Annotated in this window: 13 protein-coding genes; all 13 read left to right on the forward strand. The window is 64.6% G+C overall.

The genetic code is table 11. The annotated features are described in order from the left end of the window. The first annotated feature begins 192 nt into the window (after positions 1-192). A complete protein-coding gene (trxA, locus tag AT302_RS08750; protein WP_058380195.1) occupies positions 193-1,044 on the forward strand; it encodes a thioredoxin in 852 nt (283 codons plus the stop codon). 46 nt (positions 1,045-1,090) lie between these two features. Continuing rightward, positions 1,091-1,678 (forward strand): AAA family ATPase, encoded by a 588-nt coding sequence (locus AT302_RS08755; RefSeq protein ID WP_058378110.1) that lies wholly within the window; start codon positions 1,091-1,093, stop codon positions 1,676-1,678. A 295-nt stretch (positions 1,679-1,973) separates the two neighbouring features. Beyond that, the gene (locus AT302_RS08760) at positions 1,974-2,906 is read left to right on the forward strand and encodes an amino acid ABC transporter substrate-binding protein (protein ID WP_167365787.1); all 933 of its coding nucleotides are present in this window, start codon (positions 1,974-1,976) and stop codon (positions 2,904-2,906) included. Positions 2,907-3,005: 99 nt separating this feature from the next. Next, positions 3,006-3,980 (forward strand): amino acid ABC transporter substrate-binding protein, encoded by a 975-nt coding sequence (locus tag AT302_RS08765; protein ID WP_084656107.1) that lies wholly within the window; start codon positions 3,006-3,008, stop codon positions 3,978-3,980. A gap of 331 nt (positions 3,981-4,311) precedes the next feature. Beyond that, a complete protein-coding gene (kdpF, locus tag AT302_RS08770; RefSeq protein ID WP_064675054.1) occupies positions 4,312-4,404 on the forward strand; it encodes a K(+)-transporting ATPase subunit F in 93 nt (30 codons plus the stop codon). Then, a complete protein-coding gene (kdpA, locus tag AT302_RS08775) occupies positions 4,401-6,206 on the forward strand; it encodes a potassium-transporting ATPase subunit KdpA (RefSeq protein WP_058378112.1) in 1,806 nt (601 codons plus the stop codon). Before kdpF ends, kdpA begins: the two co-directional genes overlap by 4 nt. A gap of 28 nt (positions 6,207-6,234) precedes the next feature. Continuing rightward, positions 6,235-8,361 carry a potassium-transporting ATPase subunit KdpB gene (gene kdpB, locus AT302_RS08780; protein ID WP_058378113.1) on the forward strand — a complete coding sequence of 709 codons (2,127 nt, stop codon included), beginning with the start codon at positions 6,235-6,237 and terminating at the stop codon, positions 8,359-8,361. 54 nt (positions 8,362-8,415) lie between these two features. After that, positions 8,416-9,000, forward strand: coding sequence for a potassium-transporting ATPase subunit KdpC (gene kdpC, locus AT302_RS08785; protein ID WP_058378114.1), 585 nt, complete (start codon positions 8,416-8,418; stop codon positions 8,998-9,000). Positions 9,001-9,216: 216 nt separating this feature from the next. Beyond that, complete coding sequence (locus AT302_RS08790) at positions 9,217-12,054, forward strand: sensor histidine kinase (RefSeq protein ID WP_058380197.1); 2,838 nt, start codon at positions 9,217-9,219, stop codon at positions 12,052-12,054. After that, entirely contained in the window at positions 12,047-12,757 is a 711-nt protein-coding gene (gene kdpE / locus AT302_RS08795) for a two-component system response regulator KdpE (RefSeq protein WP_058378115.1), read from the forward strand. Before AT302_RS08790 ends, kdpE begins: the two co-directional genes overlap by 8 nt. Positions 12,758-13,037: 280 nt before the next feature. Further along, positions 13,038-13,355, forward strand: a complete 318-nt coding sequence (sugE, locus tag AT302_RS08800) for a quaternary ammonium compound efflux SMR transporter SugE (RefSeq protein WP_058378116.1) — start codon at positions 13,038-13,040, stop codon at positions 13,353-13,355. Positions 13,356-13,605: 250 nt separating this feature from the next. Then, a complete protein-coding gene (locus tag AT302_RS08805; RefSeq protein ID WP_058378117.1) occupies positions 13,606-14,202 on the forward strand; it encodes a DUF4126 domain-containing protein in 597 nt (198 codons plus the stop codon). Next, positions 14,189-16,738 (forward strand): ABC transporter permease, encoded by a 2,550-nt coding sequence (locus AT302_RS08810; protein ID WP_237172100.1) that lies wholly within the window; start codon positions 14,189-14,191, stop codon positions 16,736-16,738. Before AT302_RS08805 ends, AT302_RS08810 begins: the two co-directional genes overlap by 14 nt. The last annotated feature ends 31 nt before the right edge of the window (positions 16,739-16,769 follow it).

Below are 16,769 nucleotides of genomic sequence, written 5' to 3' on the forward strand. Positions count from 1 at the left end.
GAACCCGGCGCGCTCGCGCGCGTCCGTACCGATATGCCCAGTTTTGCGATTACCATGCGTTATTCATGCATCAAACCAGTCATGCATCCTGCAAGCGGTCGTTAGTGAAGCATCCATGTCGAATCCATGACGGATTCGTCGCCGAATAACGGCCACCGTTCACGCAATTTACCACGCTCTATAGGTCATATGATCGACACCAACCTCGCCAGTTTCGACGACGACGTGCTGGCCGTCTCGCATCAAGTGCCCGTGCTTGCCGATTTCTGGGCGCCTTGGTGCGGCCCGTGCAACGCGCTCGGGCCGTTGCTGGAAAAGCTCGAAGCCGAGGCGCAGGGTCGCCTGCGGCTCGTGAAGATCAACGCCGATGAGAACGCCCAGCTTTGCGCCGACTACGGCGTGCGCAGCTTGCCGACGGTCGTGGCTTTCGTCGATGGCGAGCCTGTCGACCAGTTTGTCGGCGCATTGCCCGAGGGCCAGTTGCGCGCGTTCATCGAACGTGTCGTGCCGAACCCTGCGGACATGGCGCGTCGTGTGGCGCGCGACGCCATTGCCGAGGGGCGGCCGGAAGTCGCTCGCGACGCACTGCAAGCTGCGCTGGCGCTCGACCCCGCGCACGATGAAATTCGACTCGATCTGGTCGACGTGCTGATTGAAATGGGGGATCTTGCGGGCGCACGCACGGAACTGGCGCTGATCTCGCCGCGCACGGCCGCTGGTGGCAATGTGCGCATCGCGGCGCTGGAAACGCGTCTGGCCGCCGCCGAGCAAGCCAGCCACCTGCCACCCGCCGCGCAATTGCTGCAACGGGTGCAGGCCGAGCCGGACAATCTTCAGGCGCAACTCGATCTTGCCAATCGCTATCTGGCCGATCATTCGTACGAACAGGCGCTCGAAACGCTGTTGAGCATCGTGCAGCGCGATCGGACGTTTGGCGACGACGTGGGCCGCAAGTCGATGCTCGCTGTGTTCGACGCGCTGAGCAGCGCCGATCCTGCTACCGTGGCCACATGGCGCCGCAAGCTCAGCGCCGCGCTGAATTGATGACCGTGCCCATGGACTTCGTGAAGCGCAATCGCAAGGTGACGGTATGACGCGCCTCGTATTCTTCTGCGGCCACGCCGGTGCGGGCAAGACGACGTTGGCCAAACGGCTGATTCGCCCGCTCATTACGCGCAGCGGCGAGGCCTTCTGCCTGCTGGACAAAGACACGCTCTACGGCGAGTTCAGTGCCTCCGTGATGGGGGCGCTCACGGGGAATCCGAACGACCGCGACAGCCCCATGTACTTGCAGACGTTGCGCGAGCCCGAGTACGCCGGGCTGCTGGAGACGGCGCGCGAGAACTTGCGGCTTGGCGTGAACGTGCTGGTGGTCGCGCCGCTTTCGCGCGAGTTGCGCGAAGGATTGCTGTTCGATCGCGGCTGGCTTCGGGTAGAGGACGACGTGAGCGTGCATGTCGTCTGGGTCGATCTCGATGAGGCGAGCGCCAAAGCACGCATCGTCAGCCGTGCCAACCCCAATGACGCGTACAAGCTCGCACACTGGGACGAGTACCGCGTGCGTCGCATCTTGCCACCTGCGGCCGCTTTCCCCGGGCTGTTGCGCTTCGACAATACGTCGCCGACGGCGGAAGACGACGAACAGTTGTTGCTGACGTTGCTCACGCAGACGCGTTGAGCGTGCTTGTGAAAATAGCGCAAGGGGAATAGTCCGAAAACGCAGGACAGGTCGTAGGCGCCGGCCCAAGGCATTGCTAAGGTGCGACTTTCCCCACCTTGAGCACGCCGCCATGACTCTCTTCTTTTGCCGGATGTTGCCGCGGATATTGCAACTGATATTGCAACTGATATCGCAGCACTCGCGCCTGCCCGCTGGAGGGCGGTACGTCCTGATACGCCGGGCCGTTCGTTACGTGGCCGCTGCTGGCGTGGGCCTTACGTGCGCTGCGCCAGTCGGCGCGACCCCGATAGGTGTGCCGACGGCATCCGCGCCCGAACTGACGGCGCCGGCAGAGACTGACGCCGGGAACACCCTCACAACTGCCTCACCCACATTGGAGCGCATTCGCCAGCGTGGTCGCATCGAGCTTGGTTACCGGCAATCTGCCGTGCCGTTCTCCTTTGCCGACAAGCACGAGCAGCCGCAGGGGCTGGCGTGGGCGTTGTGTCAGAAGATCGTGCCGGCGATTCAGCGAGAACTCGGGTTGCCGCAGTTGGATAGCGTGCCGGTGCGGGTGATCGAGCAGATGCGCGCACCGCTCGTCAAAGGGGATGCCATCGATATCGACTGTGCGCCCTCGACATTGACGCCCGAGCGCGCCGAACAGGTTGCGTTCAGCCTGCCCTACTACGCGGCGCATGTGCGCCTGATGGTCCGGCGCGGCAGTGGCATCGGCTCGATCGACGCCATGCGTGGCCTTCGACTCGTGGTGGTGCAGGGCACGACGGCAGAGCGTCTGGTGCGGGCACGTCAGGCGGAGATCGGGTTTCAACTGCTGATGGCGCGCGATTACGACGAGGCGTTTCATCTGCTGCGCGAACAACGAGGGCAGGCGCTCGCGCTCGACGACGTGCTGCTTCAGGGCTTGCGCACGACGACCAAGACGCCCGATGCGTTCCGTGTCGTGGGACCACCGCTGGCCGATACCCCCGAGTACTACGCCCTCGTGCTGCGCAAAGACGACCCGGCCTTCAAGGCGGTGGTCGATGCGGCACTGGTCGAACTGTTCCGCAGCGGTGAAATGGCGCGCCTGCAAGGTCACTGGTTCCAGAATCCGACACCCCCCTACGGCGTGAACCTGCACATGCTGCCGTCGCCCGAGGTGCAGGCGCTGTGGGAAGCCGCGCGGCAGAAGTCACCGCAGGCATCACGGCGAGCGTCAGACCAAGAATCGCGCCAAGAATAAGCTAATGAGAAAAGTGGCTTTGCGCCGGGCGGTGCAATTCTGTAAATTGCTATCGTGCTATTAATGCGATAGGAATTTTCTGTGAACGGTTGGCATGAAATGAATTGGAAAGTCGTCGCCCGACGCGTCGCCCTCAGTCTGTCGGTGAGCGTTGCCGCGCTGGGTACCCTCTCTGGCGTCTCTACGGCGGTTGCTGCGCCTGCTAAGGCCGCCAAGTCCGACGTCGCGGTGGTTGCACTGCCGAAGATCAATGGCGATCTGACGGGCACGCTCAAGAAAATCCACGACACGGGGCTCATTACGCTGGGTTATCGCGAAGCCGCGATCCCGTTTGCCTATGTGAACGACAAGGGCAAGCCCGTGGGTTACACCATGGACCTGTGCTACGCCGTGGTCGACGCGGTCAAGTCGGCGCTCAACATGCCGAACCTGAAAGTGCGTGAGATGTCGATCACGCCGCAGAACCGCATTCCGCTGGTGAAGAACGGCACGGTCGATCTGGACTGCGCCCCGAACACCATCACGCCGGAGCGGGCTGAACAAGTGGGCTTCAGCCACCCGTACTACGTGTCGGAAGTGCGTCTGTTGGTCAACAAGAAGGACAACATTCGCGGTCTGGAAGACCTCAAGGGCCAGAATCTCGTGGCGTCTGCCGGTTCCACCGGCGAGCGTCTGGCACGTATTCAGGCCGACAAGGGTGGTTTTCGCGTGATTCCGGCGCGTGACCACGGCGAATCGATGATGACGCTCGAAACCGGCCGCGCCAAGGCATTTGCGCTCGACGACGTGCTGCTCGCCGGTTTGCGCGCCACGGCCCGCGAGCCGGGCGACTTCGCCATCGTAGGTGCGCCGCTCGAAACCGAATTGAACGCGCTGATGCTGCGTCGCGACGACCCGCAGTTCAAGAAGTTTGTCGATACGACGCTGGCGCATGTGTTCAGCTCGGGCGAGATCCGCCGCATTCAGCAAAAGTGGTTCCAGCAGCCGATTCCGCCGCGCAACGTCAACTTGAATCTCGAACCGAGCAAGGAAGTGATCGAGGTCTGGCGCGAGGGTTCGCAGGTCACGGAGTGATCCACCGGGGGTAGCAGGCAGCCTGACTGCGCCGCCCCCCGAAGACCCGCAAAAACAAACGACAACGCCCGCCGATAGCGATATCGGCGGGCGTTGTCGTTTACACGTTGTTTACACCGTCCTTACCCCTTTTGTCCCCGTCTTTACGCGCCGATCCGTATCTTTCAGATCACGGCTGGCATGCGCATGCGAGGGCGCGTCGCGTCCGTGGTGTGCCGGCCGCCACACGATAGGGAGTTGTCATGGATTGGTTATATCTCGGCGTGATGGCAGTGTTTACCGCTGCGACCGTCGGCTTTGTCGCGTTTTGCGCGTCGGTAGGGGGGCAGCAATGACAGCCATGTACTGGCTGAGCGGCGGACTCACGCTCGCGCTGCTCGTTTATCTCGTCTACGCGCTCTTCAAGCCGGAGGATCTCGCATGACACTCAATGCCTGGATTCAGCTCGGCGTATTTCTCGTCGTGCTACTGGTGCTGGCGCGCCCGCTCGGCCGTTTCATGGCCAACGTGCTCGCCGGCGAGTCGCGCGTGAACCGGTGGTTTGCCCCGGTCGAGCGCGGCCTCTATCGCTTGTGCGGTATCGATCCCGAAAAGGAAATGCACTGGCGCGCCTACGCGATCGCCCTGATCGGCTTCAACGCCGTGGGGGCGTTCGCGGTCTACGCGCTGCAACGCTGGCAAGTCTGGCTGCCGCTCAACCCGCAGGCGTTCGGCGCGGTCACGCCCGATTCGTCGATGAACACTGCTGTCAGCTTCGTGGCCAACACGAACTGGCAGGGGTATTCGGGCGAGTCGACGATGAGCTATCTCACGCAGATGCTCGGCCTCGCGGTACAGAACTTCCTGTCCGCAGCCACCGGTATCGCTGTGGTGGTGGCGCTCATTCGCGGCTTCGCGCGTCATACGGCGAAAACGATCGGCAACTTCTGGGTCGACATGACCCGCATCACGTTCTACGTGCTGATCCCGCTGTCGGTGCTGTTTGCCGCGGCGTTCATGAGCCAAGGCGTGATTCAGAACTTCGACGCCTACAAGGACGTCGCGACGGTGCAGGCCACGCACTACGACAATCCGGTCCTCGGTCCGGACGGTCAGCCGAAGATGGACGCCGCTGGCAAGCCGGTCACGCAGCCGGCCGTGACGTCCACGCAGACGTTGCCGATGGGGCCGGTCGCCTCGCAAGAAGCGATCAAGATGCTCGGCACGAACGGTGGTGGCTTCTTCAACGCCAACTCGGCGCACCCGTACGAAAACCCGACGCCGCTGTCGAACTTCCTGCAAATTCTGGCGATCTTCCTGATCCCGGCGGCGCTGTGCTTCACGTTCGGCCGCATGGTCGGTGACCGTCGTCAGGGTGTTGCGATTCTCGCGGCGATGACGATTGCGTTCTCGATTGCTGCGGTGGCGACGGTCTCGGCGGAGCAGGCCGGCAACCCGGTGCTCACCCCGCTCGGGGTCGATCAGCAGGTCAGCGCGACGCAGTCGGGCGGCAACATGGAAGGCAAGGAGACGCGCTTCGGCATCGTGGCGTCGGGCATCTTTGCGACGGTGACGACGGCGGCGTCGTGCGGTGCGGTCAACGCCATGCACGACTCGCTCACGCCGCTGGGCGGCATGGTGCCGATGCTGTTGATGCAGTTGGGCGAAGTGGTCTTCGGCGGGGTGGGTTCAGGCCTGTACGGCATGCTCGTCTTCGCGATGCTCGCGGTGTTCGTGGCGGGGCTGATGATCGGCCGCACGCCGGAATATCTGGGCAAGAAGATCGAAGCGTTCGAGATGAAGATGGTCGCTGTAGCCGTGCTCATGACGCCGATGCTGGTGCTGCTCGGCACGGCACTCGCCGTGATGGTGCAAGCCGGTCAGGTGGGGGTGGCCAACCCGGCGACACACGGGTTCTCTGAAATTCTCTACGCCTTCAGTTCGGCCGCGAACAACAACGGCAGCGCCTTTGCGGGGCTCTCGGCCAACACGCCGTTCTACAACAACACGCTGGCCATTGCGATGTGGTTCGGCCGCTTCTGGGTGATCGTGCCGGTGCTGGCGATTGCCGGTGGTCTGGCCGCGAAGAAGCGCATTGCCGCCACGTCGGGCACGTTGCCCACGCATGGACCGCTCTTTGTCGTGCTGTTGCTCGGCACCGTGCTGCTGGTGGGCGCACTCACCTACGTGCCGGCGCTCGCGCTGGGCCCGATCGCCGAACATCTGGCGATGATCGGCGCGCATTGAACAATGAAATGAGGCATTCGAGGCACTCATGAATCAATCTGCAGGTAATACCGTCACCCGGCCGGTCGGCGAGGGTCATACATCGGCTGTGAAGTCGATGTTCGACCCCTCGATCGTGAAGCCGGCCATTGTCGACTCGTTCCGCAAACTTCACCCACTTACGCAAGCGCGCAATCCGGTGATGTTCGTGGTGTACGTCGGCAGCATTCTCACCACGGTGCTGTTCGGCATGGCCCTCGCAGGGCATGCCGAAGCCAGCGCGCCGTTTATCCTCGCCATTACGTTGTGGCTGTGGTTCACGGTGTTGTTCGCGAACTTCGCCGAAGCCCTGGCCGAAGGGCGCAGCAAGGCGCAGGCTGCATCGCTGCGTCAGGCCAAGAAGAACGTGCCCGCCAAGCAACTCCGCGCGGCGGCGCGTGATGCCGAATGTCTGGTCATCGACAGCGCCAGCCTGCGCCGTGGCGACTTCGTGCTGGTCGAAGCGGGCGACGTTGTGCCCGCCGACGGCGAAGTGGTCGAAGGCGTCGCATCGGTCGACGAGTCGGCCATTACGGGGGAATCGGCACCCGTGATTCGCGAATCGGGCGGTGACTTCACCGCAGTCACGGGCGGCACGCGCGTGCTGTCCGACTGGATCGTCATGAAAGTGACGGTCAACCCGGGCGAGGCGTTTCTCGATCGCATGATTGCGATGGTGGAAGGCGCCAAGCGTCAGAAGACGCCGAACGAAATCGCGCTGACGATTCTGCTCGTCGCCCTGACGCTGGTGCTGCTGCTCGCCACGGCCACGCTGCTGCCGTATTCGATCTACAGCGTGCTGGTCACGCAGGCAGGGCATCCGGTCACGATCACCGTGCTCGTGGCGCTGCTCGTGTGCCTGATTCCGACGACCATCGGCGGCTTGCTCTCGGCCATTGGTGTTGCCGGCATGAGCCGCATGATGCAGGCCAACGTGATCGCCACGTCGGGCCGTGCCGTGGAAGCTGCGGGCGACGTCGATGTGCTGCTGCTCGACAAGACCGGCACTATCACGCTGGGCAATCGTCAGGCCTCGCAGTTCGTGCCCGCCCCGGGTGTGGACGAGCGCACGCTGGCCGATGCCGCGCAACTCTCGTCGCTGGCCGACGAAACGCCGGAAGGCCGCAGCATCACGGTGCTCGCCAAGCAACGCTTCAATCTGCGTGAGCGCGAGATGGCCGGCCTGCACGCCGTGTTTCTCCCGTTCTCGGCGCAGACGCGCATGAGCGGCGTGGATCTGGCCGACAAGCAGATTCGCAAGGGCGCTGCCGAAGCCGTCAAGCGCTACGTGGAGTCGGCCGGCGGTGTGTGGCCGGCGGCGCTGGCGACGTCGGTCGATGAAATTTCGCGTCGCGGCAGCACGCCGCTGGTGGTGGCCGAGCAAGACGGGCAAGGCACGCGTGCGCTGGGTGTGATCGAGCTGAAGGACGTGGTCAAGGGCGGCATCAAGGAACGCTTTGCCGAACTCCGCCAGATGGGCATTACCACGTTGATGGTCACGGGCGACAACCGCCTGACGGCCGCAGCGATCGCGGCGGAAGCCGGTGTTGATGACTTCCTCGCCGAAGCCACGCCGGAAGCCAAGCTCGCGACCATTCGCAAGTATCAGGCGGAAGGCAAGCTGGTGGCGATGACCGGCGACGGCACCAACGACGCACCGGCGCTTGCGCAGGCCGACGTGGCCGTGGCGATGAACACGGGCACGCAGGCCGCGAAAGAGGCCGGCAATATGGTCGATCTGGACTCGAACCCGACCAAGCTCATCGAGATTGTCGAGATCGGCAAGCAGATGCTCATGACGCGCGGCAGTCTCACCACGTTCTCGATTGCGAATGACGTGGCGAAGTACTTCGCGATCATTCCGGCGGCGTTTGCGACCACGTATCCGCAACTGGATCAGTTGAACGTGATGCGCCTTGCCAGCCCGTCGTCGGCCATTCTGTCGGCGGTGATTTTCAACGCGCTGATCATCGTGGTGCTGATTCCGCTGGCACTCAAGGGTGTGAAGTATCGCCCGCTCGGTGCGGCAACGCTGCTGCGCCGCAACCTCGTGATTTACGGGCTGGGCGGCATTCTCGTGCCGTTCGTGGGCATCAAGGCGATCGACATGATCATCGCCGCGATGGGCTGGGCCTGATCGGCCGGCGCTGTTGCCCACTTGGTCATTGCAGAACTCTAAGGAATAGACGTCATGAAAACCCTGTTACGCCCGATGCTGAGCCTCTTCGTCGTGCTCTCGGTCATTACGGGCCTGGTGTATCCGCTGGTCGTGACCGGCATCGGCCGGGTCGCGTTTTCGCGCGAAGCCTCGGGCAGCCTGATCTACAAGGACGGTAAGCCGGTCGGCTCATCGCTGATCGGGCAGAACTTCGACGAGCCGAAGTACTTCTGGGGCCGCCTGTCGGCCACGGCGCCGATGCCTGACAACGGTCTCGCGTCGGGCGGTTCGAACTACGGCCCCCTCAACCCCGCACTCGCCGACGCCGTGAAGGGCCGTATCGCGGCACTGCGCGAAGCTGACCCGACGGCAGCGCTGCCGGTGCCGGCCGATCTGGTGACGGCTTCTGCCAGCGGTCTCGACCCTGAGATCAGCCCGGTAGCGGCGGCTTATCAGGTCAGCCGTGTCGCTAAGGCCCGTGGCCTGACGCCGGATGCGGTGCAAACCCTCGTCGCCCGCTACACGCAGGGGCGTCAATGGGGAATTTTCGGAGAGCCGCGGGTGAATGTTCTGAAGCTCAACCTGGCGTTGGATGGCTTGACGCCCGGTAGCGTCTGAAAAGCCGGCAGCGCTGCCGGGCAGGCTGGCGAATCGCTGGTCTTGTCCGGCAGCGTGCGGTAGATTGGCGGCACGCCCTCGACGCGTGCCGTTTTTGCTTTGCCCGATGTACCGAATGCGCATGGAATGCGCACGGCATGTGAACCGATTTTGCGTATGTCTCGCCGGCTGGCGAGATGGCGCGCGTCTTTCTGGTGGACTGATCCGATGGCTGGCATTGAACGCCCGAACCCCGACGACTTGCTCGACAAACTGCAACGCGACGAAGCGCGCGAGCAGCGCGGCCGGCTGAAGATTTTCTTTGGCGCGTCGGCGGGTGTCGGCAAGACGTTTGCCATGCTGCAAGCGGCGCGAAAGCTGCGCGAAGAAGGCACCGACGTGGTGGTCGGGGTATTGGAGACGCATGGCCGCGAAGAGACGGCCCAAATGCTCGAAGGGCTGGAAGTCCTGCCGCAGAAGTCGGTGGAGTATCGCGGGCGTCTGCTGCGCGAGTTCGATCTCGACGGCATGCTGGCGCGCAAACCGGCCGTCGCGCTGGTCGACGAACTGGCCCACGCGAATGTGCCCGGGGAGCGCCACACGAAGCGCTGGCAGGACGTCGAAGAATTGCTGGTGGCTGGCATCGACGTGTACACCACGCTCAACGTGCAGCATCTGGAGCGGCTCAACGATGTGGTCGGCCAGATTACCGGCATTCGCGTCTGGGAGACGCTGCCGGATCGGGTGTTCGATCTGGCAGACGAAGTCAAACTCGTCGATCTGCCGCCTGATGAACTGCTCGAGCGTATGCGGGAGGGCAAGGTGTACATGCCCGCGCAAGCCGAGCGGGCGGTGCGTAACTTCTTCCGCAAGGGCAACCTGATTGCGTTGCGCGAACTGGCGCTGCGCCGCACGGCCGATCGGGTGGATGCGCAGATGCGCGAGTACCGCGCCGATCAGTCGATCAGTCATATCTGGCAGGCGCGCGAACGCCTGCTGGTCGCGATCGGGCCGGGCCCGGAAGGCGTGGCGCTTGTACGCGCGGCGGCACGGCTGGCCGCGAGCCTGCGGGCCGACTGGCTGGCGGTGCATGTCGAAACCCCGGCCATCTTGCGACAGTCGCAGGTGCGTCGCGAAGGCACGTACGCCACGCTTAAGCTGGCGCAGGAGTTGGGGGCGGAAACGCTGACGCTTGACGGCGCCGATGCCGCGCCTACGTTGCTCGCCTATGCGCAGATGCGCAATGTGTCGAAGATCGTGGTGGGCGCGAGCGGTGCGCGCCGTTGGTGGACCGCACGTACGCCGCTGCATGAGGGATTGATACGGCTCGCGAGAGGCGTGGATGTCGTGCTGATCGGCCCAGCGGCGGGCGATGCGACGGCCGACAAACGTGTGGTGCGCGGCGACTGGCGCGACTGGTTCGATACCGCGCCGGAACTCGGATTGGTGGGCGGGCCGTGGCGCGCTTACGCGTGGGCCGTCGGTATCTGTGGGGTGGTGTCGCTCGCGGCGGCGGAATTGACGCGGTTTCTCGATCTCGCCAATATCGCCATGCTCTACCTGCTGGGCGTGATCATCGCGGCCATGCGGCTGGGCCGTGGGCCGGGTGTGCTGGCGTCATTCCTGTCGGTGGTCGCGTTCGACTTCTTCTTCGTACCGCCGAAGATGTCGCTGTCGGTCTCGGACACGCAGTACCTGCTCACCTTCGCGGTCATGCTGACGGTGGCCCTCGTCATCAGCCATCTGACGACGAGTCTGCGGTTTCAGGCGCGCTTGGCGACCTGGCGCGAGCGGCGCACCGGCGCGGTCTATGCGATGGCGCGGGAACTGGCAGCGGCGCTGACGACGCCACAGATCATCGAAATCGGCTCGCGCCACGTGCGGGAGGTGTTTCAGGCGCGCGTGGCATTGCTGCTGCCCGACAGCCAAGGCAGTGTGCGGCAACCGGTGGAGAACGCACAGGCCGAGACCATGCCGGCGCATATCGATACGGACGTCGCGCAATGGGTCTACGACCGTCAGCAGGCTGCCGGGCAGGGCACCGACACGTTGCCTGCGTCGGACGCCTACTACCTGCCATTGCGTGCCCCCATGCGTACGCGTGGGGTACTGGTGGTGGCGCCGGATAACCCCGCGACGGGGGCGATTGCGACACCGGAACAACTCCGGTTGTTGGATACCTTCGCCGCGCAAATTGCCTTGGCCCTTGAGCGCGTGCATTACGTCGAGATTGCGCAGGATGCGCTGGTGACCATGGAGTCGGAGCGGCTGCGCAACTCGCTGCTGTCGGCGATTTCGCATGATCTGCGCACGCCGCTCACGTCCATCGTCGGCTTTGCGAGCATGCTCAGCCGCAATGCCGAGACGCCGGGGCCGTTGCGCACCGAACTGGTCGATGCGATTCACGAAGAAGCGCAGCGCATGACGGGGCTCGTGACGAACCTGCTCGATATGGCGAAGTTGCAGGCGGGCGGGGTACAGCTCAATCGTCAGTGGCAGATGCTCGAAGAAGTGGTCGGTACGTCGTTGCGCGCGTGCCGCCGCGTATTGGCCGGGCATGAGGTCAGTACCCGGTTGCCGGCGGATCTGCCGCTGCTGCGCTTTGACGCCGTCTTGCTGGAGCGGCTCTTTACCAACTTGCTGGAAAACGCGGCCAAATACTCGCCCTCGGGATCGCACATCGAGATTGCCGCCCGTACGCTCGGCGATGAAGTGGAAGTCAGCGTGAGCGACGACGGGCCGGGGCTGCCGGTCGGGATGGAGGGCCGTATTTTCGAGAAATTCATGCGCGGGGAGAAGGAGTCGGCCAAGCCCGGGATCGGCTTGGGGCTCGCGATCTGCCGGGCCATCGTGGAAGCGCACGGCGGTAGAATCGAGGCCGCCAACGTGCCGCAGGGGCACGGCGCGCGTTTCAGTTTCACGCTGCCGGTGGAAACGCCTCCCGTCGAGCCGGAAGTGCCTGACATGAACGAGTCGTCGGGGGATTCCGGGTTGAACCACGATCTTTCCGAGTCATCTGAATTACCTGAATCGCCAGCCTCGCCTGACGCCAAGGTCACAAAAAGTTATGAGTGAACCGACCATCACCATCGTGGTGATTGAAGACGAACGCCAGATCCGCCGGTTTCTGCGCACCTCGCTGGAAGCCGAAGGCATGGTGGTGCACGAAGCGGAAGCCGGACGCCAAGGCATGGTCGAAGCCGCCACGCGCAAGCCCGACCTGCTGATCGTCGATCTCGGACTGCCTGACATCGACGGCGTGGAAGTCATTCGCGAAGTGCGTGGCTGGACGGATATGCCGATCATCGTGCTGTCTGCCCGCAACGAAGAATCGGAGAAGGTGGTCGCGCTCGACGTGGGCGCCGACGACTATCTGACGAAACCGTTCGGGGTATCGGAGTTGCTGGCGCGCATTCGCGCCCAGTTGCGCCGCCATCATCGCGGCGGCAATTCCGAGACGCTGGGCGAAGCCTTCTCCTTTGGCGACATCAGCATCGATCTGGCGCGCCGAAAGGTGACGCGAGCCGGTGAGGCCGTGCATCTGACGCCGATCGAATACCGTTTGCTTGTGACGCTCGTTCGCCATGCCGGCCGCGTGCTCACGCACCGGCAATTGCTCAAGGAGGTGTGGGGGCCGTCGCACGTCGAGAGCAATCACTATCTGCGCATCTACATGGGCCACCTGCGGCAGAAGCTGGAGGCAGACCCGGCACAGCCGAAGCACATCCTGACCGAGACGGGCGTGGGGTATCGGCTGGAAGTGGATACGACCGCCTGAAGCGCGCGCCGGGTCCCTAATGCGCTGACTCCCTACATCGCTTACGCAATGACTCCCCGTCGCATTGCGGCTGCCCGATCAATTCCATGTCACCGGTAGGGCGTCCTACGGAAGGGCGCCTGCTTTGCTAAAATCCGGGGGTTCCGTCGTCCGCCTCCAGCGGCAATGATCCGAAGTTGATTCGGTTTCCGATGGAACCCGTCGTGCCGGGACGACCCGGTGCACGGATTCACCTTTCTTCCGGGGACGACCCCGATCTGTCCATTCATCGGAGTCATTCATGGCCTGGATCCTTCTCGTCTTTGCGGGATTGCTGGAAGTGGCTTGGGCCGTCGGTCTGAAGTACACGCAAGGCTTTTCGCGGCTAGTGCCGTCCGTTTTCACCATCGTCTCGATGGTCGGCAGCGTGTGGTTGCTGGCGTTGGCCGTTCGTACGCTGCCGCTGGGTACGGCGTATGCCATCTGGACCGGTATCGGCGCGGTGGGCGCCTTCATTCTCGGCATCATCCTGTTCGGTGAATCGGCCTCGGCGGCGCGCATTGCCAGCGTCACGCTGATTCTGGCGGGGCTCGTGGGCCTGAAACTCACCGCGGCGTAAGCGCACTGGGCGCTCCGGCATGGCCGTTGCCAGCCGGAGCGGCCCCCCGCGCAGCGCCCCCAAAATGTCACCGGTGGTGCGTTGCCGCAACGCGCGGCATAATGACGCCGTAACGATGATGCCGGTGATGTCGGCAAACTCGGTGATATCCGAAATGCCGGTGGCATCGACCTTGAACACCGTTACCGCGCCGGCAATGTGAGGCGCGTGATCGCACGACGCCGCCATACCGGCGGCAGCGAGGGTCACCATGCTGGAATCGATTGCGCTCGGCGCAGGGCTGTCCTGGGGCAGCGGCCTGCGGTTATACCTGACGGTGTTCTGCGCAGGGCTGGCGGCGCGTCTCGGGTGGTTGCATCTGCCGCCGTCGCTGGCGGTGCTGGCGTCCACGTGGGTGTTGGCGGCGGCCGGTGTACTGGCCGCGATCGAGTTCTTTGCCGACAAGATTCCCTTCGTCGACAGCGCGTGGGATGCGGTGCATACGTTCATCCGTATTCCGGCGGGCATCGTGCTGGGCGCTGCGGCGCTCGGCCAGATGGACCCGACCGTGACCGTGCTGGCCGGGCTGGCCGGGGGCGCGTTGGCGAGTACGGCACATCTGGCCAAGGCCGGTAGCCGGGCGCTCATCAATACGTCGCCGGAACCTTTCTCCAATGTGGCGGCCTCAGCCGGCGAAGATGTTTCCACGGTGGGCGGTCTCGCGCTCGCATTCTTCCTGCCGGCCGTCTTTCTCTTGATGTTGCTGGTTTTCGTCGTATTGGCGTGGTGGTGGCTGCCGCGTGTCTGGCGTGGCTGGCGCTCTGTGCTGGCCCGGGTCAAAGGATTGAGGAACGATGGGGTTCACTGATGTTGCCCGCCAGTCGTGGCGGATGTTCCTGCGCGACTGGCGTGCAGGCGAGCTGCACCTGTTGCTCGTGGCACTGCTGTTGGCCGTCGGCGCGCTTTCCAGCGTCGGTTTTCTCTCCGATCGTATGCAGGGCGGGCTTGAGCGCGATGCGCGCCAGATGCTCGCCGCCGATCTCGTCGTTCGCAGCGACGCCCCTTTAGCCCCCGATTTCTCCCGTCAGGCCCATGCCGACGGGCTCGCCACGGCGGTCGTCGCCAACTTTCCCAGTATGGCCAGTGCCATTGGCGAGAACGGTCAGGCCGGCGCCAGCCGGTTGTCCTCGCTCAAGGCCGTCAGCGATGGCTACCCGTTGCGTGGACGCGTGCGCACTGCGGCGGATGCCGCCGCCAACACGCCGGACGCCCCCGCTGCCGATATCCCGGCGCCCGGCACGGTCTGGGTCGACGCGGCGCTGCTCGACGCGCTGCACGTCAAACCCGGCGATAACGTTCGCGTGGGCAACCGCTCGCTGCGCATCGCTGCCGTCATTACGCGTGAAATGGATCGCGGCTACGGTTTTGGGTCGCTTGCACCGCGCGTCATGATGCGGTTCGACGAGCTTCAGTCGACGGGTCTCGTGCAGTTCGGCAGCCGCATCACCTACCGGCTGCTCGTTGCCGGGACCGATGCGCAGGTCAGGCAATTCCGCACGTGGGCCGCCCCGGCGGCCGAGCAAGCCCGTGGTGTACATCTCGAATCGCTCGAAGAAGGCCAGCCGCAGGTGCGCCAGACGCTCGACCGGGCCGAGCGCTTCCTCTCGCTCGTAGCGCTGCTGGCGGCTGTGCTGGCCGCAGTCGCCGTCGGCATTGCCGCGCGCCGGTATAGCGAGCGGCACCTCGACGCGTGTGCCGTCATGCGTTGTCTTGGCGTGTCGCGCGGTTCGTTGCGCGGCATGGTGACACTCGAATTCGTCGGCCTTGCGCTGATCGGCGGTGCGTTGGGGGTGGCGCTCGGTTATGCCGCTCACTGGGCGTTGCTGGCCCAACTGGGGAATGTGATTCCGGCGGGGCTGCCTGCGCCAACGTGGCGTCCGGCGGCATTCGGTCTCGCTAGTGCACTGGTGATGCTGCTGGGCTTTGCCTTGCCGCCGCTGCTGCCGCTGTCTGAAGTGGCACCGCTGCATGTGCTGCGCCGCGATGTCGTGGGCGGCGCGCGTCGTCAGGGCTGGCTCGCGTATGGTGCAAGTGCGTTGGCCTTCGCCGCGCTGCTGCTGTTTGCTGCCCGGGACCTGCGCCTTGGGGCGATGGTGGCGGGGGGCTTCGTGGCGGGCGCGATCGTGTTCGCGGCGCTCGCATGGCTGGCGATTCGCGGGCTGGCCGCGTGGGCGCGTCGCAGCGGTCCGGCGGGCGGCGCGATGGGAGGCATCGGCTGGCGGTATGCGCTGGCTGGGCTGCGTCGGCGTGGACTCGGCAGCGCCTTGCAGGTCGTTGCGCTGGGGCTGGGCTTGATGGCGTTGTTGCTGCTCGCCGTCACGCGTAACGATCTGGTCGCCGGCTGGCGTCAGTCGAGCCCGGTCGATGCGCCCAATCGCTTTGTCATCGATATCCAGCCGGGTCAGGACGCGCCGGTATTGGCGCAACTGCGCGCGGCCGGTTTGCCCGACGTGCAGCTCTCGCCGATGATCCGGGCGCGGATGACGGCGATCAACGGCCAGCCCGTGACGGGTGACCGTTACACGGAAGAACGCGCCCGTCGACTGGCGGAGCGGGAATTCAATCTGTCGTACACGACGGCATTGCCCGACGGCAATCGCGTGACGGCGGGGCAGTGGTATGGCGACTCGACGGCGCCGCAGATTTCGATGGAGGAGGGCATTGCGAAGACGCTTGGGCTCAAGCTGGGCGACACGCTGCGTTTCGAAGTGACAGGACAGACGATCGATGCGCCGATCACCAGCCTGCGCAAGCTCGACTGGGGTTCGATGCGGGTGAATTTCTTCGTGGTCATGCCGCCGGCGGCGCTGCGCGATTTTCCGATGACGTGGATCACGTCGTTCCATCTGGATGCGCCCCAGCAGGGCGTGGCCGATGCGCTCGTGCGCCAGTTCCCCAACGTGACGGTGATCGATACCGGCGCGTTGCTCGCGCAGATTCAGCAGATTCTGTCGCAGGTCATCGATGCCGTGCAGGCGTTGTTCCTGTTCACGCTCGCGGCGGGGGTGCTGGTGCTTTATGCAGCGCTTGCCGGCACGCGTGACGAACGCATGCGCGAGAGCGGTATTTTGCGCGCGCTGGGGGCGTCGTCGCGGCAGTTGCGCGACGTGCATCTGGCGGAATTGGTGACGGTAGGGGCGCTGGCCGGTTTGCTGGCGGCGTTCGGTGCCGGGGCGCTTGGCTGGGCACTCGCGCGCTATGTGTTCGAGTTTTCGCTGACGTTCAATCCTTGGCTGCCGTTGCTGGGCATTGCGGCGGGCGTGCTGTGCGCGCTGGCCGGCGGATGGAGCGGCCTGCGGGCGGTGTTGCGCCAGTCGGCGCTGCGCACGCTGCGCGAGGTATAAGGCGTTTGCTTCCGCGCTCGGGCACAATAGC

It is taken from the genome of Pandoraea norimbergensis (assembly GCF_001465545.3).
Classification (GTDB): domain Bacteria; phylum Pseudomonadota; class Gammaproteobacteria; order Burkholderiales; family Burkholderiaceae; genus Pandoraea; species Pandoraea norimbergensis.

Bases quoted from the DNA above. Each gene is read 5' to 3' on its own strand.
- AT302_RS08755 (WP_058378110.1), top strand. From the start codon at position 1,091: ATGACGCGCCTCGTATTCTTCTGCGGCCACGCCGGTGCGGGCAAGACG.
- AT302_RS08765 (WP_084656107.1), top strand. From the start codon at position 3,006: ATGAATTGGAAAGTCGTCGCCCGACGCGTCGCCCTCAGTCTGTCGGTG.
- kdpF (WP_064675054.1), top strand. From the start codon at position 4,312: ATGACAGCCATGTACTGGCTGAGCGGCGGACTCACGCTCGCGCTGCTC.
- kdpA (WP_058378112.1), top strand. From the start codon at position 4,401: ATGACACTCAATGCCTGGATTCAGCTCGGCGTATTTCTCGTCGTGCTA.
- kdpB (WP_058378113.1), top strand. From the start codon at position 6,235: ATGAATCAATCTGCAGGTAATACCGTCACCCGGCCGGTCGGCGAGGGT.
- kdpC (WP_058378114.1), top strand. From the start codon at position 8,416: ATGAAAACCCTGTTACGCCCGATGCTGAGCCTCTTCGTCGTGCTCTCG.
- kdpE (WP_058378115.1), top strand. From the start codon at position 12,047: ATGAGTGAACCGACCATCACCATCGTGGTGATTGAAGACGAACGCCAG.
- sugE (WP_058378116.1), top strand. From the start codon at position 13,038: ATGGCCTGGATCCTTCTCGTCTTTGCGGGATTGCTGGAAGTGGCTTGG.
- AT302_RS08805 (WP_058378117.1), top strand. From the start codon at position 13,606: ATGCTGGAATCGATTGCGCTCGGCGCAGGGCTGTCCTGGGGCAGCGGC.
- AT302_RS08810 (WP_237172100.1), top strand. From the start codon at position 14,189: ATGGGGTTCACTGATGTTGCCCGCCAGTCGTGGCGGATGTTCCTGCGC.